The sequence below is a fragment of the Leptolyngbya sp. AN02str genome, from assembly GCF_050565595.1.
GTDB lineage: Bacteria > Cyanobacteriota > Cyanobacteriia > Elainellales > Elainellaceae > Kaiparowitsia.
Map to the genome: position 1 here is coordinate 12,537 of NZ_JBNXVR010000025.1, position 20,105 is coordinate 32,641.

The following is a 20,105-nucleotide window of genomic DNA, read 5'->3' on the forward strand; positions in this document are numbered from 1 at the left end:
GCGCGAAATTTGCAGCAGCGAGCGCAAGTTTCTACGCCGGGATAGCTCAGTTGGTAGAGCAGAGGACTGAAAATCCTCGTGTCACCGGTTCAAGTCCGGTTCCTGGCATCGTTTTAGGGCACACGTTCTCTATGGAGAATATTCAGGGTGCCTAATTTCTCAATCAATCAATGTCAGCAGAGCGAAGAGCGCGAAGGGCTTTGCTAAGATGATGAATCATCTCAGTTTGTTCAAGAGTGGGATTAGGAATCTCCAATAACTGATTGAGCTGATACAGCAATTTTTCTGTTGGCTTTTGCTGAATGGAATTGCCTTCCCGATGGCTCTGGCCTGTTGCCAGCCACTCTACAGATACCCCGGCAGCATCTGCCATTGCTATCAGCTTGTCTCGGGTTGGCTCGGAGATTCCGTCTTTCCATTTTCGGATTGCACTCTCTGACACGCTGCATTCACGAGCGAACGCACGTGCACTACCAAATTGAGCGATCAAAAGTTTGAGACGACTTACAAAACCTTCATCCTTTCTCAAGAGCCCCCCTAGGTTGGGCATACGTGTTTGTGTGTTTAGTAAAGGATATAGCTGCTTTGTATGAGCAACTAATCAACCCTAAAACACTGATTTTGCCGTTAAATTTGTTCTAAAAAATGGCAAAAAGATCAGCGTTTTTTAGTGTGACAGTTGGGGGTTTAGTCCAGAATCAGTCCAAGCCTTCAATTTCTGCGAAAGCTTCGTTAAGGACATCCGCAATCATCGGCCAGTAACCAGGAATTTCATCGACATCTCTATCGGGGTGTATTCCCGTCTCCGTAATAGCAAGCGCGTCATTAAGCAACCTTTCAATCGCCACCCAATCAATGATGGGATTGTTTAAATGAAGCTCGACGAGCCAAATCACGGATCTAAATTCACTTAAACCTTTACTGCTCATCGTTAGAACTCCGGTACAACAATCCGTCTCGATCGCCCTGCATAGTGGGCATACAGCACATTAGTAGACACCCTTGCCAAGTAGCTCACATCAGCAACCGCTAGATGCTCCAATGCCAGCGTGATCCATGTGTGGCGCGTGTGATATTGGCTCAGGTAAAAGGCCACCTTCCCATCGCTCACCAGGCGCTTAATCAACGGACGCCAAAACCGGGTTTGAAAGTTGTGGTAATCAAATGGGCCACCCTTCACCCCAGTAAACACCCGATCGCCCCGGTTGTAATTCGCTGGCCTTACCTCCCTGAGCAACCGTTGCAACCGAGCGTTGCAAGGGAAGCGCGTTGTTCTGCCGTTCTTAGTTCCCTGTACTTCCCGCGTATCGACGGGCTCAGCCTCAATGATCAGCAGCTCCGTGCAATCGTTAGCAACGTGTTCCCATCGCAGGGCCGCAGCTTCCTCCGGTCTGCAACCTGTCCAGAAGAGAAACTTCACCCATGGGGCATAGAAGGGGCATTCAACATCAAACGCCTGGATGATGCGATCGCGCTCCTCAACCGTGAACGCTGCCCACGCTTTCTCACTTTGGCGAGCTTTGCGAATGTGGCGATGCACCCCTTTGAAAACATTGGTTTGAATCATGTCACTCTCATAGGCCCAGTTACAGCAAGCGTTAATTTGCATGAGGGACCGCCTTGCAGTTTCGGCGGCATAGTGTTGGATGAACCAATCACGAATCTCGATAGCGGTCTCAAGGTAGGGAGCTTGAATGCTGAGTTTTTGCAGACGACGCTGCATCTTCAAATAGTCCCGTTTGTAAGTGCTTGGTGAAATTTGACCGCGTCGAAACTCGCTGTATGAGGTCCACAGCATCAACAACTTTTTGGGAGTAATAGCTCTTGAATGCCTAGCCACTACTCAACACGCTGCAAATCCTCTGGTGGGTAAGGACGGCTGAGCACCCACGATTCAGCGCGTATTGTGACAACCCAACTGGTTTCCTCCCATCCGGGTTCCTCGCCATCCAACTCCACCGATTCAACAAAGCAGGGTTTACCAGAGAATCGCCCTGCCTTTGGAGTCACCTTTTCACCGACTGCAAACGGTGGTGTTGAATTGCTTAGCGGTGGTGTTGAATTGCTTGTTGAATTGCTGTTGAATTGCTGTTGAATTGGAAAACCATTGGTATCACTGGGTTCTAGCGATTTATTCAACAAATCCCCAGGTGTGGGGGGTAAAAGGTGATCATTTTTTTGATCACCTTTTGGCGAAATGATCACTTTTTCAGAAGAAGACGGGGAAAAATTATTTTGTTGAATTGGCCCTCTATCGCTGTCGGTGTCTGGATTTGAGCAATTCAACACGGAATTCAACTGTTGAATCTGTTGAATTGACTTTCTCACGTAAACAGCGGCTTGCCTATCGCCTCGCTTTTCAACAAGGTCATCGCACTGTAAACGCTTCAAAACCTCATATAGTGAGCGTTTCGGCAAATTTGTCGCCTCTGCAATCTGATTCAACTGAGCACTACCGACTTGGTTTAGGTAATTCAACACGCGATCTTTTTGGCTCAAATCAACATCAGGGCCAAGCCAATTACCGAGCAAACGCCATTCAAGCGTGTTTGCATCCAACAAAACTTGCAAATCGAGCTTGCCCCAACCGTTTTCAACACATAGGCGATAGTTGCGCTCATCTGCGGCCAAAACCAACGTGCCTCGGCATGTTGCGCGAATCGCGCTAGAGCCTCTGATGGTGTCGAACACATCCACATCACCGATGGTGTTGATTTGCACTTTGCCCGTGTGGTGAACGAGTAGCCCGGTGCATCGTTGCCGCTTGCACATTTCTTGCAATGGCTCTAGCAGTTGGCTCATTTCGGCTGATGACTCGCTGATGGAGCTATCGCGAATGCGGCTCAACGTGTCGAATACGACGAGCCGCGCGCCCAACTCCTCTACCAGTTCCTCCAAATACTCCAGCTCTGTGAGCTTGAATTTATCGAGCCAATAGACGGGCATCCCCTGTTCCCAGCCCTGTTTCATCTCGCGTTCTTTGGTTTTGGTGTCGCTGTCTTCGCAGCGAATGTAGATGACTGCGCCCTGGCTGGCTGGCCTACCCAGGAACCTTCCACCACTGGCCACGGCCTTGGCCAGCGTGAGGGCTAATAGCGATTTACCCGCCCGTGGGCTGGCTGCCAATAGAAACAGCTCGTCAGCGGTCAAAATGTCGTCTACCAGCCAATCTGTATAGTCCGGTGCTTTGGCCAGCATGTCATCGTTGCTTACCAAGCGCGATCGCAACGGATTATCACTTTTGCGCTCTGCCCAGGTCTCTGCCGCAGCTGCGGCAGTGGTGAACTGTGGGAACAGGCCAGCCGCGATCGCGTTCGACACATCCCACCCATTCGCGGCCTGGTCGTTGCTGGGAACGGTGGCCACCTTGCACCGTTTTTTCAATTCGGCTTGCACTTTGGTTGCACCCTTCCGCCCCGGTTCATCCAGGTCATAGAAGACAACCACTTCACCCCGCAGTTGTTCCAACTGCTCCGATGGGGGAATGTTGCCAGCTCCACAGGTAAAGCAGCTCACCTGTATGTCATTTTTCAGCTCAGAATTACGTACAGCCCAACCCAACATAATGGCATCCCATTCGCCTTCACATAGCCATGTTTGGGTTGGTGTGTCGGGTTTGTGGGTGGTGTAGACGGTGGCTGGAATGCCGTACTGTGACCATGCCTGATACCCATCCGGGCGATCGCCGTCGGGCATCCATGGAGCAATGCGTTTTTTCTGGTAAAAAGCAGTGCCGTCAACGTTGGGGATGCTAATCGCAATTGCATGGAGATGAGTGTACTTGCTGGCTTTGGTGGTGTCACCCACACGGGCTCTCACAACGCCAAGCCGATAATGCTCAATCATGGCTGCACTAATGCCGCGATCGGTGAGCCACCGTAGAGCGTGGGTGCTTTGGGTCAACAGTTTTTCGGTTGCAGCCTTCACCTTTTGTGGACTGACGAGCACGTTGGCAACCGGAGCTGCCAGCTCCGCCCTGGCCTCTGCTGTTGGAGCTGGCAATGTGCGACGGCTGGTGTCGCCCAGGGCATCGCGAATTTGTTGTGGAGTGCAGCCGCGAAAGCACTTGTAAGCACCATTCTCTAGAACTGATAGACTCTTTCTGCGTCTGCCTTCGGGGTCACAGTGGGGGCACTGGGCTTTACGCTGCTGGTTGAATTCAACGTGTTTCCTGATATCGAACGTATCCATGTGTAGGTCTAAGTAGGTTTGCAAAAAACAACGGGGGCGAGATTGGTTAGATCTCGCCCCCGTTTTGTTCGTTAGCTTGTTGGTCGTGACCTTTCCCAAAAATCAGTTGCCTGTTTGCCCCTGAGCACTTCTTGAGAGCGATCGGCGTACTCAATGACGACGGTTGGCTCTATGCCGAGTTTTTTGGGGTTGGGTGGCCAGAGTACGGCTGAGATAATTTGCCTCGGATCAATATCTGTTGATAGACTTTGCATAGTTCAAGTGTTTTATGAATAGTCTTGGGCGGGGAATTCCTTGGGTGAGGGGTTCCCCGTTTTGCTAGCGGTTTAATACTCGTCTTCGTCTTCGTAGTCCTCTTCGTCTATCTCGCCATCTATTACCCTTGAGTCTTCGGTGGCAGAGGGCAATAGGTTAGTGAACTGGGGAAAGTTGGGTGCATCTGGCTTGATGCCCTGCGCGCGCAAAAACTCAGCGGCCTGATCCCATTTCTGTTGATAATCCTCAAGCTTTCTTTTAAGTTCAGAAACCATGTCCTGAAGCCTATAGCGCTTGGTGTCTAGTTCCTGGGCGTTTTCCCCACAGAGAGGCACAACCCGCCCACGAAGATGCTCAATCACCTCCTCTGGCGAATCGCCTTCATCCAGGTCGGCTCGCATAGAGATGCGTTCGTTGCTGTAGTTGCCAAGGTTGGCAAGCCGAGAGTAATAGACTTTCGTGATTTTCATGACTGATAAGATTGAGTGAATTACTTGTGGCGGGGAATCCCTTTGGTGAGGGGTTCCCCGTTTTGCTGTGTGGATGTGGCTCTGTTGTGGTAAATGGAGCAAACCAGAACATCACCAAAGTTTTCAAATCACCGGAATTCACCTCCTTTAGAGAGAAAGGCTGAGTCAGGGCATCGTGACTTAACAGATTGCCTATGCAATGTGCCAAGTGAAGTCAGATCATGAGGTATGCACCGTGAGAAGAGCCCAATCCCATCACGGTGCAACCGTAGCTGAACGGGTGTTCATAACGAATAGTAACTGAACGCCTGTTCATGAACAAGGGTTCAGTATAAGATGATCAAGAAACGTAACCAGTCGTTGTTCATGAGCCTATTGCAGGTGAAAAAAGTAACTCCCGAAGAAGTAGCCGACGCGCTTGGTGTTTCTGACCGAGCTGTTTACTACTGGATGGCTGGAACGCGTGAACCGCGCCTAACAATCGAACAGGTGCAAGCCTTGTGTACGTTGTTGGATTGCAATGTTCATGAATTGCCTAGCTACTTTGGGCCAATAAAAAGCCCTGAGCAAAAGCCCAGGGCAAGTTCCGATGATCAAGAAAAATAAATATTTAAGTTGCAGGGCTGCAAGTTTGGCGACCGAAGCCCTGCAACTAACCCCCACTACTCAAAACGGAGGTCTTTTTCATTATGAATATGTTTGGCGCGCTTATTCTACTAGGCGCTGTTGCTGGCATATCTACAGCGGTAGAAGATGCCATGAATCGCTCGGCTTTTCCCCGATCGGCACCGTTGCCCGACCTGGCAGCAGCTCTACCAGCGGCGATCGGTGGTGGTGGTGCCGAGCCGTACGTAACTTCGGACATTGAGAATCACGTACCGATAAGCCGAGCGGAATTGGAGCAATTGTTAGCTGCTGGCGGTGGCCTGGATGGTGAAGGCAACTTTAACCAGCCCATTCCCCTCACCTGGGGATACACACCTACCGCCCCCATTGTTCGCATGCCCTTCGCCTGGGCACCCGATGAGGCAGCGCTAATTACGGTTCAAGATGGTGCATTTGTGGCGATCGATTTTGAAACGGGGGCATGGTGATGGAACGTTCAGAAGAATCAGCCTTTCCCTTAACCGACCTCACTTTTCTAGACGATCGCATCACTGGCTCTCGATCAGTCCCAGGGCTAACCGTGCGTGAGCTTTTTGCAGCCATGGCGATGACTGGTTTACTCGCCCATGGCCGCAGCCTAACTGAAATAACTGCTGAGATGGCCGTTAAGCATGCAGATGCATTGATCACAGCTCTGGAGGGTGACAAAAATGCAGAACTCTGAGCGCAAATCTTTCCCGGTGTTGCTCATTTTGTTGGCTGTGGGTGTCGTCGTAGTGTTGCCAAACCTGGGCCATGCGCCACAGCCTCAAAGCGCTGGTGTTCCCATTAGCCCCATGCTGCAAGACCCCGAAGCCGAAACCTATGAATGGGATTATGAGGTGTGGGCAGCCACCCCAGAAGATGCCCAAAGCAAATGTCGTCAAGTTGGAGACAACACCCAGCTAACGGAGTACATTAGTATGCAACAAATCACCAAACGCCCGACAAAGTATGGTGATTATTTGTTTCGTTGTCGGTTCAGATCTGAAGAAATAGGAATCCCCTACCATGACCCACTCAATTAAGATGCCCTCTATCCCACCCCAAAAAGGTGAGGTTTGGTTAGCGGTCAACCTTTCCAAATTCGACAGCCCAGGCGATTTTCTAGCTGCTGTCGAGATGGCCGAAAAATTGGGACTAGACCGAAAGCTCTGCTATCGAGATACCAACTTCAATGTTGAAATCTTCCTACTTTGTCACTACGCACAGCACAACTACGAAAGCTACCAGCTCCCCGAAGATTTCTTGGTTGACGAACATATGGAACTCAGTCATCACTTTGGGGATGCCGTTGAGTTCGTGTATGCCCTTAAAAAAGGGCGCGAACTGGTAGCCGCCTAAGTTTCAACGCTCCTAAATCCGACACCACCCCAGGTCACAAGCCTGGGTTTTTTAGTGCTCTCTTGGGTTATCTGTGCCAATGTAAGTTCGAACCGTACTGATAGAAACCTTTAGCAACTTAGCGATTTCAAACCGAGTTTTTCCCTCTGCTGCAAGTCGCTTCATCTCGGCTCTAACATCTTTCGTTACCTTACGTGTGAATGGCATGGTGACGTGTCCATTAATACTGTCTGTCCCCAGTTGTGCCCCATTCGTCCCCAGTTGTGCCCCATTGGGTCTGATTGTGCCGGACATGTGTTGGAAATTTCCAACAAATGTCCGCATGTTCCCCACAGGGCCTGTATGGGAAATATTAGAAAAGCCCGGTATTTCCGGGCTAAAACTCTTCTAGCCCTAGTCTACCCATGCTGATTGCGCTCTCTGTCTTCTTTGTCGTTGGCATCGTTTTAGTATTTTTGCTAGCTCAAGAAATTGATAAACAAAAGCGTCCACACCTGTATCGAGGTGAAATTAAAAAAAGATTCTATTCAGAAACAAAACCTAAAAAGAAACCACGTAGGGCCAGCATTTCAGCAGAACATTACCAGCTCATCCAACTACTCAACGGAGACCACAGCGCAGCCTACCGTCTCATAAAAGGTGTGCAGAAAAGGAACCCACGCGAGACTTATCAATGGTGTGCAGAAAAAGCACTATTCGACCTAGAAAGAGATAGATATTAAGTTTTATCCTCTATGCCTTTTTAAGTCTCTCTCCGCTTTTTTCCAGTACCAAGCTTCCGACTGTCCGGGGTATTCTCGCCTCGCCTTTGCTGCCAGCTTGCGCAATAGTTTTCCTCGCGACGGCCTGCCTAAAACAGCAACTTTAGAACTACTCGAAACTGGTTTCGGGTAGTCTTTTTTATTGGATTTATAGACTAAGTAAAGAAGTATGAGCAGCACAACTAAAAATATGAACACCATTCGCACCAACTCTAAATAGATATTTCCCAATTATTTCGAGGAAATCTTAAGATTGATTCATCTCAATTTGGTGCCAATACCATGACAGCTTTTTCTACTGGCGACGTTCCGGCAACAATCAACACTTTTGAAAAGTTATGCGTTTGGGCTTTAAGCATTGAAAACGACCTTAATGGAACCCTCACCTATGAACCGGAAGCGGGAACGACCGATTTTGTAGCCCAAGCTCTACCGCTGCAAATCTACCGTGGCCCAAACATTGGATGGCGCTTTGAAGGGCGCATCTCTATCCCCATGGGCAGCGGAGACTGGCGGCGTGGCCCCGGCAAAATCTGGACATATGCCCAAGAGCTATCTACGACCGCTCTACCCTCTGCTTACCGGAGTTAAAACCCTATGCCCGTTTCAGTAGAGCTATACGACTTCGCAACGCCATCTCCTGTTGACGTGATGCCGTTTACGGGTGCTGTGGGCGGTGGCCGTGGCGGTGGGCGGTCATCACCCATAGGCGGCTCGCGACCTCGCGGCGCTACTGCAACGCGCCCAAGTTCTACCAGGGCTGCAACACCAGCGTCAGCGCCTAGGGTAAGCACTGGGCCTCGCCAGCCGACCCCGCTTACCCCTCGCACTGGACAGCCAAACCTGCAAGTCGTTCAGCCGTCCCGACCGTTGCAGCTTGTAAAATCGGACAACGTAACGCCGTTCCGCAGGCAAACCCCAAAGGCCCAGCCCACAACGCCTTTACCCAAGGTTGACCCAAAGCCACCGCCTAAGCCTTCGGCGCGTCCAATGCCAGCGACGCGCCCACTATCCGGCGCCAATCGAGACCTTACCCCAAACCCGATCGCAAACCCGGTCGGAGGGCCACAGCCACCAAAGCCAAAGCCGAGCGGTGGCACCGCTGGCTTACCCTCTCCGCCCGTCATCCTTCATCAGACTGGCGGTGTTCCCGGTGGCAACTACACTCTCAAGTTTTTCGATCCTTCCTACTTCTCAGAAGGCGTGAGCCTTGACTATCAACTCTATGGCCCAGTCTCTAACTATCGCATCGTTCCCCAAAGTGACGGGTATCACGTTTGGGCAACTGCTAGGACTAGCGCATTGGGCGAGGTGCAAGACATTAGGCTGACAGGAAACAACGTCATCCCAAACTTGACCCCGCAAAACACCAGCTTTCAGCTATTCAAAAACTTTGCTGAATCAGATCAGCCTGTCTACGCGCCATCTACATCGCCATCGCCATCGCTGAACCCACAGCCCTACTCACCGCTACGCGCTGCGCCCGTTATCGCCCCGTCACCGCTTGCACCATCCACACCAGCTCCATCGTTTGCGCCGCAAATCTCACCCGTTATCGCCCCGCCATCGCTTGCACCATCCACACCAGGGCAGCCGCTTCCATCTACTCGCCCACGCATTCGCCCAAACAGCAACACAGCTTACAGGCCAAACCAAGGCATACAACCCTCAAACCGCAGCTCGGCTTATCCTTATCCCATCCCTGCAAGTCTCACCGCTACGAGCGCAGCCAGCAAAACCACTAACCAATGCTGCGACACAACCGAAGACACAGACGATTGCTGTAAAGAACTCCTAGAACTATTGCGAAAGGTTCATAACGCTCTATTTGCAGAAGTTTCAATCGACCTCACCCCAGAGCCATGCGAAAAAGAAGAGGAACAGCCAGCCGAGCAAGAGGAAGGCTCAAACCCGCTCGATGGTGTGACCGACGCCATCTCCGGCGCGATATCGGGCGCGATCGAAGACAAAGCCGACTCAAAGTTTAAGTTCAAAGGCAAACGTATCGAGCTGATAGATAAGGCATTTGCAGGGCTGCAAGATGCCGCAGATAGCCAGCACAAAGAAATCTGCGAGAGCGGTAATGGGGCTGCATTCCCCGAATGGTGGGCGGGTCGTGTTGGCGCCGATCGTCCACAGCTCGTCATCACCATTCGAGAGATTAGCGATGATGGCAAGCTGGGTTCATCCAAATGGAGCTTCACCATCCCTCACTACCGCTATGGAATCCAAAACCCTAACTACAGGCCCAATCTAGGCCGATGGCAAAAGGGTTCCTACTATTTCCGGGAAACCTTAAGGGATAACTCCAAGGTGATTCTAAATTGCCGCGATCGAGCTGAGGCCGAGCGGATGCATGAGGCCATTGGCGAGTTGATAGACCCGGCTCGACGCTTTGAACCACCATTGGTTGATTACGGTGAGCGCAAAGGCTCTCAGCTCAAGCAAGCAACGGTTAAAGCGGTCTTTGCATCGTTTTATGCAAGTGGACAGCTCAACCAAAAACCCGACTACACATTCAAGTTTGAAGATGAGTCCTAAGCTTTATTTCCGCATCGCCAGGAGAGAGAAACGCAACCTAGAAAACTGCATACCGCTTGCGCAGTATGCAAAACAGCAGCACATCTCTGAAACGACAGTAAGGAACTGGATTGCCAGCAAAAAACTAGTGGCTTACAAGTGCGCTGGCCATTGGTACGTTGATCCAGAAAGCCTCTATCGAGAACCGCTCTACTGGTAAAACTCTCTCCGAAAATTCACTGAAACCCGTTTTTGTTGCCGATCTTGTTGGGTTATAGGCCAAACCGGGAACTTTTCGCCCATCACCAAAAAGTAGGCCAAGCTTGTAAGCAGCCTTTACACAAACACTACTTGAGGTTTTTCCCATGGCTGCTTTAACCCCTGGAACCGATATCACTGCTGATTCCGTTGAAGGTGGACTGCTGCAACTCGCTCAAATGCTGCAAGATGCCGAACAGCTTCTATCCCCTGCCCAAAACCGGATTCAGTTCGTTGTGAACACAGATACCAACGTGGCAACCATTACGGCTGCAATTCCTATCGCTGTAGCAGTTGGGACTAGTGGGAAGCTCGAAATCGTCGCAGCTCCCTACGCCTAACTACCTCCAGAGTGCTTAACCCTGTAAACCCTTAACCCTTTGGAGGAAACACCATGGCCGGAGAACGTGCCAAACACTACGTCCGTATCGGCGGCGCAGTGGGCGATATTGGGGAATCTAAATTTGGATTTCTCGCACCTGATAAAGCCTATGACAATATCGCTGATGAGCTTGGAGTGAACAAAATCAGCGATAACAACAGCGCTCGCGGCATTCTGTTTGGGGCCAACTTCCCCAAACCGCCTCGCGTTCGCCTTAGTGGGATTGAAGTGAATTTTGGTGGTGGCACTGGCAACGATCGCCGCCGTTCATGTATCCGCTACTGTGACCCCGATAAAATCGGGCGAGTGCTAAACGGCTCACTCAACGATGCAACCGCCAAGACTAGCGGGTATGACTTCAAAGTCGATCAAGCGAGCATGGGCAGCTAATGTCTATCTTCCTGCCCGGTGATGCTGGTTTCTATGAAACCTTGGCAATTACTCCACCCGACCCATTGTGTGAGCACAACTTTGTTGTGCGCTCTGGCTCGCTTGTGGCTGAGCCAGTCAGCGATGATGAGTTGGAGGAATACCTATTGGGCGGTGAGTATGACGAAAAGCTCATGCAGAATGAGGAGATGGAGCGATCGCTAAACCCGACCCCGCTCTATCTGCCTTGTTCCCTCGTTGTAGATGGTGATGAGTATGAGTTGGATTAGCTTAGGTTCCATCCCCTTGTTTAACGAGCAATGGAGCTTAACACCACCCACAACCGCTCGACTTTTCCGGCTCGACTACAAGCCTAAAATCGGTTTTGATGCCGCTGGGCGGTTGCTCTTGGCTCAATACACTGCAACGGGTTCAGAACCCTACCTTTACGACTTTCAGCGCATCTACTGTAAGCCGGAATATGACTTGATAGAGTTGATTCCGGCCTACCCTTTTCCTGAGCGTCAGATCGCCATACGCCGCACACCAACGGACTATCTAAACGGTCTACAGGAAATAGAGATCAGCTATTGGGATGAAGAACCGCCCACATCAGAAGGCACAACAAACAACACCTTTAATGTGAGTGTTGAGGCATTACCAGAGGGCGATCGCCCAAGTGCTCAACTCGTTTCAAACACAAACGAGACAGTACAGCCAAATACTAATACGGTTTTAGCTGCAACCAATGGAGTGCAAGGCTACGGCGGCATTACAGGGGATGCACAGAACCCCAGCCGAATCGTGCTTGGAGCATCGGGTTTATATCTGGTAGGACTGCAAATAAACTACGTAGCCAATACAGTGGGCAACCGCGCTGGCTGGATAAGGCGCAACGGTTCAATCATCAACCCAAATATTGAAATTGCTGCGTCAGCATCGCGCTATCTCTACGCTCAAACTTCGCTAGTTTGCAACGCTGGTGATTATCTAGAGTTGCTAACGTTCCAATCTGCCAGCGTTGCTCTTAGCTGCACATGGCGTATGTATACTTTCAAGGTTTCCTAAATGCTTGTTACCTATGAGTTTGTTGGCTTGGTTGCCACGCTGCTTGCAATTTTGGGTGCATTTGCTCGGGCTTTTATTTCGCTGCACAACTTGAAAAGCTCGTTAGATACTCGAGATCGTGAGCTGAGCTATCAACTGAAAGAGTTGAAAAAAGAACAAGACCACCATAAAGAATGGGTGTTGCAGCCATTGAAAGATTTGAAGCGAGAACAAGAGCACCATAAAGAATGGGTGTTGCTGACCTATAACGGACTGCAAGAGCGCATCGACCATGTGCAGTCTCGAACTAAGGCGGAAGAACTCAACATTTGGACTCGCCTGGGTGCGGTTGAGCAGTTCCTTAGCAAAACCACCCCGTTCGATGTAAGAAGCTCCGGAAAACCAGGGAATTAAATCACTATCACCCAGGAATTCTGAAAATCCTCGTGTCACCGGTTCAAGTCCGGTTCCTGGCATTAAACCTGAATAATCTGAAAACCCCGAGCCATTTATCTGGTTCGGGGTTTTTGGTATCCGCACGAAACACAGCGTAATACAATTCTCGAGTCGGCCATACTACATTATGTAATATCGCAGATAAGATGTGTGATGGCATTGAGCGATGCAAGGCAACCCTTATCTTGATCACGCAAGAAATGTTTAAGCAGAAGATCAAGGAGATCCCCTCTTGGTCTGAAGAGGATTTTCAGAAGGGTTTTGCCTCAATTCCTGGCATGTGGCGTAGAACACTCAACCTGCATGCAAAATTATAGATGGAGTTTGTAGAAACGATCGCCTCCCACGCTCCAGTAGGGCGACTTCCAGATTTTGTTCAACCGACTCATCAATTTTCCTACGAGGTTAGGGTTCACGTGATGAGAAGCTTGCTGGGCCGATTGCCAGAAAACCTGATTTTTGAAGAACTGGCGATCGCCCACGCACTACCCGATGAGCAATTACAAACAGAAGCGATCGCACCTCTGCTTCCTCGTTTGCCAGAAGCCACCTGTTTCGAAATTGTTGAATTTTATATTTCCTCACACAATGCCTCAGCGCACCTTGAGTTGCTAAAAGCATTTGCAGCCTGCGGCCCCGAATCACTCCTTGACCAAATTCTCACGCCTATACCAAAAGTGGATGATCTCAGGCAAGGAGAAGTGGTGATTGAACTCGCCACACACTTGCCACAAGGGCTTCTTTCGAAAGCATTAATCATGGTTCAACATTGGGATGACAAACCTTGGGAAGGGGGATGACAAACCTTGGGAAGGCGGCCTGAATCTGGCTTTGCTGTTTGCACTCATGCCATATTTGCCCCATGATCTGTTTTCTGAGGCGATCGCTCTTCTAAAAGCCAGATGTACAGGTCAAGCAGCATGGACTCGGAACAAAGATTTCTATAGTCCTCACATTGATCTAGATTTACCATTCAACAGGTATTTGAATGGTGAACATTGTCAATGCTGCTGTGCTTTCTACGGAGATTTGTCCATTCATTTGTTCCACCAGTTTTTTGACGAGGGCTAATCCCAATCCTGTTCCGCCATGTTTCCAAGGATCATTACTCGGGATACGATAAAACTTATCAAAAATGCAGGTCAGCTCCTTGGCCTTAATTTCTGTTCCTGTATTTGTCACAACAAACTGCACACAGTCCACAAGATGAGTTGATATCTTCATGTGAGACATCATCACTGAAACCGAAATTGTTTCATTTGCAGGTGTATATTTGCATGCATTGGTTAGCAGCTCTGTCATAATGCGAGTGATGCTTTTGGGATCTAAGTTCAGGCTTGGCAGATTAGGAGCAATTGAAATTTCCAGTTTCTGCTGCTGGTTCTGGGCTCGTGCCTCAAAGGGCTCAATCAAGTGGGGAATAAAATCCTGTAGATAAAGTGGTGTGGGTTGAACGGTATAGATTCCTGCTTCAATGTGCTGCAAGCTCAAGATATCTTCCACCAGGGCAAGCTCGCGATCGCACTCTTCTTCTAATACTTGAAGGTACTGAACGATTTTGATATCTCGGATTGAAGCAACTGAGGCAGGTTCGGCCAGGTCTTGTGGTTCTTGGATGAGTGTCGTTAGCAAATTCAGCACCATTTTCATGCTAGCGATCGGGGTTCGCAATTCATGAGAGATGGTGTTCAAAAAGTCATCTTTGAGTTGGTTGAGTCGCTGTAGCTCTTGCACTTGGGCTTGGGCAGCTTCGTAGAGCCGAGCCTGTCGTAGCGCGATCGCACACTGGTTGGCGACCTGCTGAACCAAATTCATCTCCATCGCACCAAAACTGGAATGAATATCGCGAAAGAGCCAAAGCTCTCCTAAAATACCAATTTCATCGACCTGATCATCAAAAATAGGGCACGCCAAAATTGCAGACGGATGCACAGCCGCATCGAGTTGAGGCTGGCAAAACGTAAAAGCCATCCGCTGCTGAAGCTGGTCGTAGAGCCCAGGAAAATCGGACGGATGCAAGACTTGCCCTGACATGAACTGAGCACCAGGTCGCACCCACTGGTAGCGCATCATGGGAGTTGAGTGGGTTGCTCGATACAGAGCCGCATGGCAACAGTCCACTTCTAAGGCTTTTGCCAAAGTCTCGACGGATGCTTGCAAAATCTTGTGTTGGTCTAGAGAATCGCGAACTTGATCGGAAATCGACTTCAGCGCCACCTCAAAACTCAACGACTGCTGAAGTTCGAGGGTTCGCTTATGAACCTGCCGTTCCAAATCAGCATTCAACCGCCAAATTTTTGCTTCCGCTTGTTGACGAGTTTCGATTTCTTGCTGAAGCTGTCTTTTTTGTTGATGAATTAGGATTTGGTTTTTGACCCGAGCCAGAACTTCGGCCTCTTGAAATGGTTTGGTGATGTAATCTTGCCCGCCCAGTTCAAACGCACGCACCTTATCACTCGCCTGATTCATCGCACTAATGAAGATGACTGGAATATTCGCCGTCACTTCTGATGCCTTTAACTGCTGACACACCTGATAACCGTTCAGGTTGGGCATGTTAATGTCTAGCAAAATGAGATCGGGTGGGTTGCGATGGGCCGCCTGAAGCGCCATCTTACCGTTGAGGGACTTAAAGACTGTGTAGTTTTGCGCTTCCAGTATCTTGGCTAACAGCCGAAGGTTATCGGGTGTATCATCCACAACCAGAATCTTAATTTCAGACGTGGCTGACATGACAGTCGTCATTTCAACCCCTCTTTAGTCTGCAATAGGGGTGCGATCGCTTGAAATTGAACAGGGCAGCCAAAAGAGGTCATTGCTTGAATCAGTCGAGTTGAATTATGGGAAGGGTGAATTCGGGTTGAGAGATCGATGAAAGATAAAATATTGAAGTTAAATCCCTAAAACAAAGACGGTGTAAGACTCAAACATAAAACCTATTGAAGGCTTCAATCAACAGAAATCGGTGAATGAGGATGCAGGTGGTGTAGCATGCAGCATGTTAATAATTTGTTCGAATTGGAATTGCTGGGCTAGCTCTGCGAGCAAGGTTCCAAACGGAGTCAACTCTGGCGGCAACTGCAACACTTGCTCCATAATGGCTCGATCATTGCCACAAATCGCTGCATGCTCTACCGTTGCCAACCACTCTGCAGGCAGCTGAGCCAGCAAATTGGCATCAAATGGAGTGGAACGGGTTACATCAACATCTCCCCATGCAACGGCATCGTCCGGTTCGGCATAGCGAAACTCCAACCCCAGGTATTCCTTCAATTTGAGGAATAGAGTCTCTTCTCGAAAAGGTTTACTCATGTAATCGTTGCAGCCCGCAGCCAACGCCAAGGTGCGATCGCTCTGCGACGCTTGAGCCGTCAATGCAATGATGATACTTGCGTGACCCTGCTCCAGAGCCCGAATTTGCCGCGTTGTTTCGTATCCATCCAAACCGGGCATTCGAATATCCATCCACGTCAAATCGGGGTGCCAGTCTTGCCAAATGCTAATCGCTTCGTACCCAGTTGCCGCTTCCTGAACATCCAACCCCAACTGAGTGAGCAACCGCACCAGCATGAGCCGATTTTCTCGCTGGTCATCCACCACTAAAATGCGGCGATGGGGTTGCCCCGGAACCAAGCTAACCACAGGCCGTTCCAGTTGGGCAAGGTCAGCCTCAATGCCACTGGCAGAACCCACAGGGATCGAAAAGCGAAAGGTACTCCCCACCTGAGGCACACTTTCCACTGAAATTTCTCCATGCATCAGCTCCAATAAATTACGGCTAATCGTGAGCCCTAACCCCGTACCACTAACCGTTTTTTTGCCTGCCTCTGCTTGAACAAACGCATCAAAAATGGTGTTCAGTTCCTCTGTAGCAATGCCAATTCCCGTATCGCATAGCTCAAAACATAGAATGAGGGACGACGATGAATGAGAAAGTGAATCGCTTCGGTTCAAACCATCAGAACGCACGCCAATTCGCAACGTCACCCGACCTTGATGGGTAAATTTAATGGCGTTACTCAAGAGATTCAGCAAAATTTGCCGCAGCTTTTGTTCGTCAGCAATGATAAATTGGGGCACCTCTGGCGCAATGTGAAATTGTAGTTGGATGCTTCTGGCTTTTGCGCGTTCTGCCATCATGATGCGCAAGGTGTGCAACAGCGAAATAAGATCAAATGTAGCTTCTTCCAAAATGCCGTGCCCTGCTTCAATTTTGGATAAATCCAGCACATCGTTAATCAAGCTCAGCAGATGGTCGCCGCTACGCTGAATGGTTTGCAAATCGGCTTTGTGGCTGGCCGACAGGGATAGATCATGGCTCATCAATTGGGTAAAGCCCAAAATGACATTGAGCGGCGTGCGCAGTTCGTGGCTCATGTTGGCCAAAAACATGCTTTTTGCTAGATTTGCGGCCTCGGCGGCTGTCGTTGCTTGCTGCAAATCTAGTTCTTTTTGCTTGCGATCGCTAATGTCTTTACGAGTTCCAATCATCCGCAGCGGATTTCCCTGCCCGTCTCGTGCCACAACCTTGCCATAGTCAGCAATCCATTTCCACTCGCCCGACTTACACCGCACCCGATAGTCAAAGGCATATTGCACGGAATGATCTTGAAGATGGTTTTGCAATCCTTCCAACACCCATGGCTTATCCTCCGGATGAATCATGCTTTCCCACACGTCAACATCCATGATCTGTTCGTTGGGGGCATAGCCCAACATCTCTTGATAGTAAGCACTAAGGTAAACAATGCCCGTGGCAAGATCCCAATCCCATAAACCATCCCTGGATGCTTCTAATGCTAAATGTAGACGTTCTTCACTCAGCTTTAGGGCCATTTCGGAGCGCGTATGCTCGGTAATGTCTCGCACCATAACCAACACATCGGTCTGCGATAGCGGCGCGATACGGACTTCCTCGTAGCGTGTCTTTCCTTCAGCATCAATGACTTGTTCATACACCTGAACCTGGCGAGTGGCGAGAGCCTGTTGGATGTGGTGTGCGCGTAACTGGGCAAGGGCATAGGGCATGACCTCATAAATGTTGGCTGGCCCACAAATTTGAGCCGGGTTGATGAGGTTAAAGCTACCGTTGGCATAAAACTCAACGCAGTCTCCATTGGGTTGCATGCGAATGAGGAGATCGGGAATGGCCTGAATAATGGCTTGTTTGGTGGCTTCGCTCCGGCGTAATGCTTCTTCAATTTGATGGCGTTTTGCTTCGATCTTGACCCGTTCGCTAATGTCTCGTGCAATTTTGGAAACGCCGATGACGGTACCGTTGACGTCTTTGATTGGAGAAATGCTGATGGAAAGATCAACCAACGAGTGATCTTTTCGTTGATGCTGCGTTTCGTAATGCTGAATATACTTGCCTTCTAAAATCTGTTTTAGAATTTGAACTTCATCGTTTAACTTACTTTCGGGAATTAGGCGTGTAATTGGCTGCCCGATCATTTCTTTTGCGGTGTAGCCAAAGACTTTTTCTGCTCCATTGTTCCAACTTTCGATCAGCCCGTCTAATGATTGGCTGACGATCGCATCTTCAGACGATTCAACGATGGCTGCAAGCCGGGCGATCGCCGCTTCTGCCTGTTGTCTCGCTGTAATATCTCGTAGAAACGTGGTGAATGTGACTTCACCATTCAGCTCCAGCTTAGAGATAGAAGCCTCTGCCGGAAACTCGGTGCCATCTTTGCGGCGTCCGTAAATTGCACCTCGGTGGGCCATGGGTCGCGCCCGACTGTCACTGGCCGCATACCGCTGAACATGCTGGTGATGAGCTTGAATAAACTGTTGAGGCAATAACAGTGCCAAAGGTTGCCCCAACACCTCTTCAGCCTCGTAGCCAAAGATGCGTTCGGCACCGTTATTGAACAGGGTAATGCGCTGATCGGCATCAACCGTAATGATGGCATCACTGGCAATTTCGACAATGCCTGCAAACCGCGCTTGGGAAATGTGTAATGCAAGTTCAGATTGTTTGCGCTGGGTAATGTCGAAGTTGACCCCAATCATGCGCTGGGCGCGGCCTTGGGCATCGCGTTGGATGATGGCGTAGGTCTGGATGTAGCGAATCGCGCCATTAGGATGCAGGATGCGAAACTCAGCTTCAAAGTCAGGTTTGCTGTGCAGGGCGTGCTGTGATGCGGCATTGATGGTGTCAGCATCATCGGGATGGATGGCGTTGGCCCAGGCATCGTAGGCTCCTGCAAACTCCGCTGGTTTGAGGCCGTACAGCCGATACATCTGGTCATCCCAAATCAGGCGATCGCTGACTGTGTCCAAATCCCAAATGCCAATGCCCGCTGCCTGCACAGCCAGCTCTAACCGAGCCGAGAGATGCCGAATTGAAGCCTCGCTGTCTCGCAGCTCTCGTTCAATACGCTGCCGTTCGCCCAGTTCTTGCTGAAGGCGCTGGTTATTTTTGGTGGCTGCGCGCAAGTACTGTTGCGAACGCTGCGCCAGGTAAACAATTAGGGCCAAGATCCATGCACCTGCGGTGCCACCCCACAACACCACCGTTGGCAACAGCGATCGCCCCTCCGACATGAGAGCCGCCGTGGGAAACACTCGCACTGTCCAGTCAATTCCATAGGTTTGAATCACAACAGTTTCTGCAAAGCGAGCATGAGAACCGTCGTTGAACTGGCTACTGAACTGGCTGTAGATGACGCCATGTTGGTCAGACACTTGCACCTGGTAACGAGGTGAAATTTTTAAGATGCTGTCAAACAGCGCTTGAAACCGAAAAACGCCAATGATGGCACCGTCAAAGCGATCGCCCAAGTTCGCCTTTGTTCCATCGCTCGGGTCAGGACTCGCTCCATCATTGATAAACAAAGGCACCACCGCCAAAAAGCCCTGTCCTCCCTGAGCCAGCGAAACAGTGCGAGTTAAGATGGTTTGTCGCAAATCTCGGGCTAGCACCAGGGTAATTTGGCGGCGCGGTTCTTGAGCCAGGTCAAGCCCAAGGGCTTCTTCATTGCTCTTGAGCGGCACCAGCCACTGTACCCGAAAGGCAGGATCGGCCCATTCAATCGCTTGATATCCATAAAAATCCTGCACATAGTTGGCCGCATCCGCCTCCCACAATACCTTGGGGGTACCCCCACTGGTTTGCCATCGGCTGGCCATTTGCTCCAGTGCCAATATCCGCGATGACAGTTCCTGGCTCAGCTCCGACTTTACAGCTTGGGCTTCTTGCCGCACTAGCATTTGGAGATGGAGCCCCTCGTAGACCAGCAGTTGTTGCCACAGGCCCAGCACCGCTATTGTGGCGACAAGTCCCAATACCAGTGGCAGCCACCGATAGCGAGAAATCTTGTTGAGCCAGTAAGCCCATCGCGAATGGCGTTCAAATTCCACCCTTACTCATCTCCTAAGCAGTTTGTGAAGCTGGGTGCAACA

Annotated in this window: 23 protein-coding genes and 1 tRNA gene; 16 read left to right on the forward strand and 8 right to left on the reverse strand. The window is 50.1% G+C overall.

The window, feature by feature from the left end:
* The first annotated feature begins 35 nt into the window (after window positions 1–35).
* A tRNA-Phe gene (locus ACQ4M4_RS18025) sits at window positions 36–108 on the forward strand.
* A gap of 55 nt (window positions 109–163) precedes the next feature.
* Here ACQ4M4_RS18025 and ACQ4M4_RS18030 read toward each other — a convergent pair.
* The 6 genes from ACQ4M4_RS18030 to ACQ4M4_RS18055 all read right to left on the reverse strand — a co-directional run bounded on the left by ACQ4M4_RS18030 (window position 164) and on the right by ACQ4M4_RS18055 (window position 4,916).
* Window positions 164–529: a helix-turn-helix domain-containing protein gene (locus ACQ4M4_RS18030; RefSeq protein ID WP_430685836.1), complete on the reverse strand. Its 366-nt coding sequence runs from the start codon at window positions 527–529 to the stop codon at window positions 164–166.
* Between the two features lie 169 nt (window positions 530–698).
* Complete coding sequence (locus ACQ4M4_RS18035; protein WP_430685837.1) at window positions 699–929, reverse strand: hypothetical protein; 231 nt, start codon at window positions 927–929, stop codon at window positions 699–701.
* 2 nt (window positions 930–931) lie between these two features.
* Complete coding sequence (locus ACQ4M4_RS18040; RefSeq protein WP_430685838.1) at window positions 932–1,798, reverse strand: site-specific integrase; 867 nt, start codon at window positions 1,796–1,798, stop codon at window positions 932–934.
* 41 nt (window positions 1,799–1,839) lie between these two features.
* On the reverse strand, window positions 1,840–4,215 hold the full coding sequence (locus ACQ4M4_RS18045) for an AAA family ATPase (RefSeq protein WP_430685839.1): 2,376 nt from the start codon (window positions 4,213–4,215) through the stop codon (window positions 1,840–1,842).
* 47 nt (window positions 4,216–4,262) lie between these two features.
* Entirely contained in the window at window positions 4,263–4,445 is a 183-nt protein-coding gene (locus tag ACQ4M4_RS18050) for a hypothetical protein (RefSeq protein WP_430685840.1), read from the reverse strand.
* A 72-nt stretch (window positions 4,446–4,517) separates the two neighbouring features.
* Window positions 4,518–4,916, reverse strand: a complete 399-nt coding sequence (locus ACQ4M4_RS18055) for a hypothetical protein (RefSeq protein ID WP_430685841.1) — start codon at window positions 4,914–4,916, stop codon at window positions 4,518–4,520.
* A gap of 336 nt (window positions 4,917–5,252) precedes the next feature.
* Between ACQ4M4_RS18055 and ACQ4M4_RS18060 the strand changes: the two genes are divergently transcribed.
* The 15 genes from ACQ4M4_RS18060 (at window position 5,253) to ACQ4M4_RS18130 (ending at window position 13,498) form a co-directional block, all read left to right on the forward strand.
* On the forward strand, window positions 5,253–5,522 hold the full coding sequence (locus ACQ4M4_RS18060) for a helix-turn-helix domain-containing protein (RefSeq protein ID WP_430685842.1): 270 nt from the start codon (window positions 5,253–5,255) through the stop codon (window positions 5,520–5,522).
* 83 nt (window positions 5,523–5,605) lie between these two features.
* A complete protein-coding gene (locus ACQ4M4_RS18065; RefSeq protein ID WP_430685843.1) occupies window positions 5,606–6,010 on the forward strand; it encodes a hypothetical protein in 405 nt (134 codons plus the stop codon).
* Complete coding sequence (locus ACQ4M4_RS18070) at window positions 6,010–6,246, forward strand: hypothetical protein (RefSeq protein WP_430685844.1); 237 nt, start codon at window positions 6,010–6,012, stop codon at window positions 6,244–6,246. Before ACQ4M4_RS18065 ends, ACQ4M4_RS18070 begins: the two co-directional genes overlap by 1 nt.
* Entirely contained in the window at window positions 6,233–6,589 is a 357-nt protein-coding gene (locus tag ACQ4M4_RS18075) for a hypothetical protein (protein WP_430685845.1), read from the forward strand. The genes ACQ4M4_RS18070 and ACQ4M4_RS18075 overlap by 14 nt, the downstream gene beginning before the upstream one ends.
* A complete protein-coding gene (locus tag ACQ4M4_RS18080; protein ID WP_430685846.1) occupies window positions 6,573–6,905 on the forward strand; it encodes a hypothetical protein in 333 nt (110 codons plus the stop codon). Before ACQ4M4_RS18075 ends, ACQ4M4_RS18080 begins: the two co-directional genes overlap by 17 nt.
* Window positions 6,906–7,309: 404 nt before the next feature.
* Complete coding sequence (locus ACQ4M4_RS18085) at window positions 7,310–7,627, forward strand: hypothetical protein (RefSeq protein WP_430685847.1); 318 nt, start codon at window positions 7,310–7,312, stop codon at window positions 7,625–7,627.
* Window positions 7,628–7,948: 321 nt separating this feature from the next.
* Window positions 7,949–8,257 carry a hypothetical protein gene (locus ACQ4M4_RS18090; protein ID WP_430685848.1) on the forward strand — a complete coding sequence of 103 codons (309 nt, stop codon included), beginning with the start codon at window positions 7,949–7,951 and terminating at the stop codon, window positions 8,255–8,257.
* Between the two features lie 6 nt (window positions 8,258–8,263).
* Window positions 8,264–10,207, forward strand: a complete 1,944-nt coding sequence (locus ACQ4M4_RS18095) for a hypothetical protein (protein ID WP_430685849.1) — start codon at window positions 8,264–8,266, stop codon at window positions 10,205–10,207.
* Complete coding sequence (locus tag ACQ4M4_RS18100; RefSeq protein ID WP_430685850.1) at window positions 10,197–10,406, forward strand: helix-turn-helix domain-containing protein; 210 nt, start codon at window positions 10,197–10,199, stop codon at window positions 10,404–10,406. Before ACQ4M4_RS18095 ends, ACQ4M4_RS18100 begins: the two co-directional genes overlap by 11 nt.
* 145 nt (window positions 10,407–10,551) lie before the next feature.
* Window positions 10,552–10,785: a hypothetical protein gene (locus tag ACQ4M4_RS18105; protein WP_430685851.1), complete on the forward strand. Its 234-nt coding sequence runs from the start codon at window positions 10,552–10,554 to the stop codon at window positions 10,783–10,785.
* 53 nt (window positions 10,786–10,838) lie between these two features.
* Window positions 10,839–11,216, forward strand: coding sequence for a hypothetical protein (locus tag ACQ4M4_RS18110; protein ID WP_430685852.1), 378 nt, complete (start codon window positions 10,839–10,841; stop codon window positions 11,214–11,216).
* Entirely contained in the window at window positions 11,216–11,485 is a 270-nt protein-coding gene (locus ACQ4M4_RS18115) for a hypothetical protein (RefSeq protein ID WP_430685853.1), read from the forward strand. The genes ACQ4M4_RS18110 and ACQ4M4_RS18115 overlap by 1 nt, the downstream gene beginning before the upstream one ends.
* The gene (locus tag ACQ4M4_RS18120) at window positions 11,472–12,263 is read left to right on the forward strand and encodes a hypothetical protein (RefSeq protein WP_430685854.1); all 792 of its coding nucleotides are present in this window, start codon (window positions 11,472–11,474) and stop codon (window positions 12,261–12,263) included. The genes ACQ4M4_RS18115 and ACQ4M4_RS18120 overlap by 14 nt, the downstream gene beginning before the upstream one ends.
* A complete protein-coding gene (locus tag ACQ4M4_RS18125) occupies window positions 12,264–12,656 on the forward strand; it encodes a hypothetical protein (RefSeq protein WP_430685855.1) in 393 nt (130 codons plus the stop codon). It begins immediately after the preceding gene.
* Window positions 12,657–13,015: 359 nt separating this feature from the next.
* Window positions 13,016–13,498, forward strand: a complete 483-nt coding sequence (locus ACQ4M4_RS18130; RefSeq protein WP_430685856.1) for a hypothetical protein — start codon at window positions 13,016–13,018, stop codon at window positions 13,496–13,498.
* Window positions 13,499–13,664: 166 nt separating this feature from the next.
* Here ACQ4M4_RS18130 and ACQ4M4_RS18135 read toward each other — a convergent pair whose 3' ends face one another.
* Both ACQ4M4_RS18135 and ACQ4M4_RS18140 read right to left on the reverse strand, forming a co-directional pair.
* Window positions 13,665–15,443 carry a response regulator gene (locus ACQ4M4_RS18135; RefSeq protein ID WP_430685857.1) on the reverse strand — a complete coding sequence of 593 codons (1,779 nt, stop codon included), beginning with the start codon at window positions 15,441–15,443 and terminating at the stop codon, window positions 13,665–13,667.
* Window positions 15,444–15,650: 207 nt separating this feature from the next.
* On the reverse strand, window positions 15,651–20,063 hold the full coding sequence (locus ACQ4M4_RS18140) for a PAS domain S-box protein (RefSeq protein ID WP_430685858.1): 4,413 nt from the start codon (window positions 20,061–20,063) through the stop codon (window positions 15,651–15,653).
* Window positions 20,064–20,105 lie beyond the last annotated feature (42 nt).

What these genes read in the sequence shown, in the direction of transcription:
- ACQ4M4_RS18040 (WP_430685838.1), bottom strand. Translation starts at nt 1,798, where the DNA reads ATGCTGTGGACCTCATACAGCGAGTTTCGACGCGGTCAAATTTCACCA.
- ACQ4M4_RS18130 (WP_430685856.1), top strand. Translation starts at nt 13,016, where the DNA reads ATGGAGTTTGTAGAAACGATCGCCTCCCACGCTCCAGTAGGGCGACTT.
- ACQ4M4_RS18135 (WP_430685857.1), bottom strand. Translation starts at nt 15,443, where the DNA reads ATGACGACTGTCATGTCAGCCACGTCTGAAATTAAGATTCTGGTTGTG.
- ACQ4M4_RS18095 (WP_430685849.1), top strand. Translation starts at nt 8,264, where the DNA reads ATGCCCGTTTCAGTAGAGCTATACGACTTCGCAACGCCATCTCCTGTT.
- ACQ4M4_RS18120 (WP_430685854.1), top strand. Translation starts at nt 11,472, where the DNA reads ATGAGTTGGATTAGCTTAGGTTCCATCCCCTTGTTTAACGAGCAATGG.
- ACQ4M4_RS18090 (WP_430685848.1), top strand. Translation starts at nt 7,949, where the DNA reads ATGACAGCTTTTTCTACTGGCGACGTTCCGGCAACAATCAACACTTTT.
- ACQ4M4_RS18105 (WP_430685851.1), top strand. Translation starts at nt 10,552, where the DNA reads ATGGCTGCTTTAACCCCTGGAACCGATATCACTGCTGATTCCGTTGAA.
- ACQ4M4_RS18115 (WP_430685853.1), top strand. Translation starts at nt 11,216, where the DNA reads ATGTCTATCTTCCTGCCCGGTGATGCTGGTTTCTATGAAACCTTGGCA.
- ACQ4M4_RS18110 (WP_430685852.1), top strand. Translation starts at nt 10,839, where the DNA reads ATGGCCGGAGAACGTGCCAAACACTACGTCCGTATCGGCGGCGCAGTG.
- ACQ4M4_RS18050 (WP_430685840.1), bottom strand. Translation starts at nt 4,445, where the DNA reads ATGCAAAGTCTATCAACAGATATTGATCCGAGGCAAATTATCTCAGCC.
- ACQ4M4_RS18055 (WP_430685841.1), bottom strand. Translation starts at nt 4,916, where the DNA reads ATGAAAATCACGAAAGTCTATTACTCTCGGCTTGCCAACCTTGGCAAC.
- ACQ4M4_RS18065 (WP_430685843.1), top strand. Translation starts at nt 5,606, where the DNA reads ATGAATATGTTTGGCGCGCTTATTCTACTAGGCGCTGTTGCTGGCATA.
- ACQ4M4_RS18070 (WP_430685844.1), top strand. Translation starts at nt 6,010, where the DNA reads ATGGAACGTTCAGAAGAATCAGCCTTTCCCTTAACCGACCTCACTTTT.
- ACQ4M4_RS18060 (WP_430685842.1), top strand. Translation starts at nt 5,253, where the DNA reads ATGATCAAGAAACGTAACCAGTCGTTGTTCATGAGCCTATTGCAGGTG.
- ACQ4M4_RS18075 (WP_430685845.1), top strand. Translation starts at nt 6,233, where the DNA reads ATGCAGAACTCTGAGCGCAAATCTTTCCCGGTGTTGCTCATTTTGTTG.
- ACQ4M4_RS18080 (WP_430685846.1), top strand. Translation starts at nt 6,573, where the DNA reads ATGACCCACTCAATTAAGATGCCCTCTATCCCACCCCAAAAAGGTGAG.
- ACQ4M4_RS18125 (WP_430685855.1), top strand. Translation starts at nt 12,264, where the DNA reads ATGCTTGTTACCTATGAGTTTGTTGGCTTGGTTGCCACGCTGCTTGCA.
- ACQ4M4_RS18100 (WP_430685850.1), top strand. Translation starts at nt 10,197, where the DNA reads ATGAGTCCTAAGCTTTATTTCCGCATCGCCAGGAGAGAGAAACGCAAC.
- ACQ4M4_RS18035 (WP_430685837.1), bottom strand. Translation starts at nt 929, where the DNA reads ATGAGCAGTAAAGGTTTAAGTGAATTTAGATCCGTGATTTGGCTCGTC.
- ACQ4M4_RS18085 (WP_430685847.1), top strand. Translation starts at nt 7,310, where the DNA reads ATGCTGATTGCGCTCTCTGTCTTCTTTGTCGTTGGCATCGTTTTAGTA.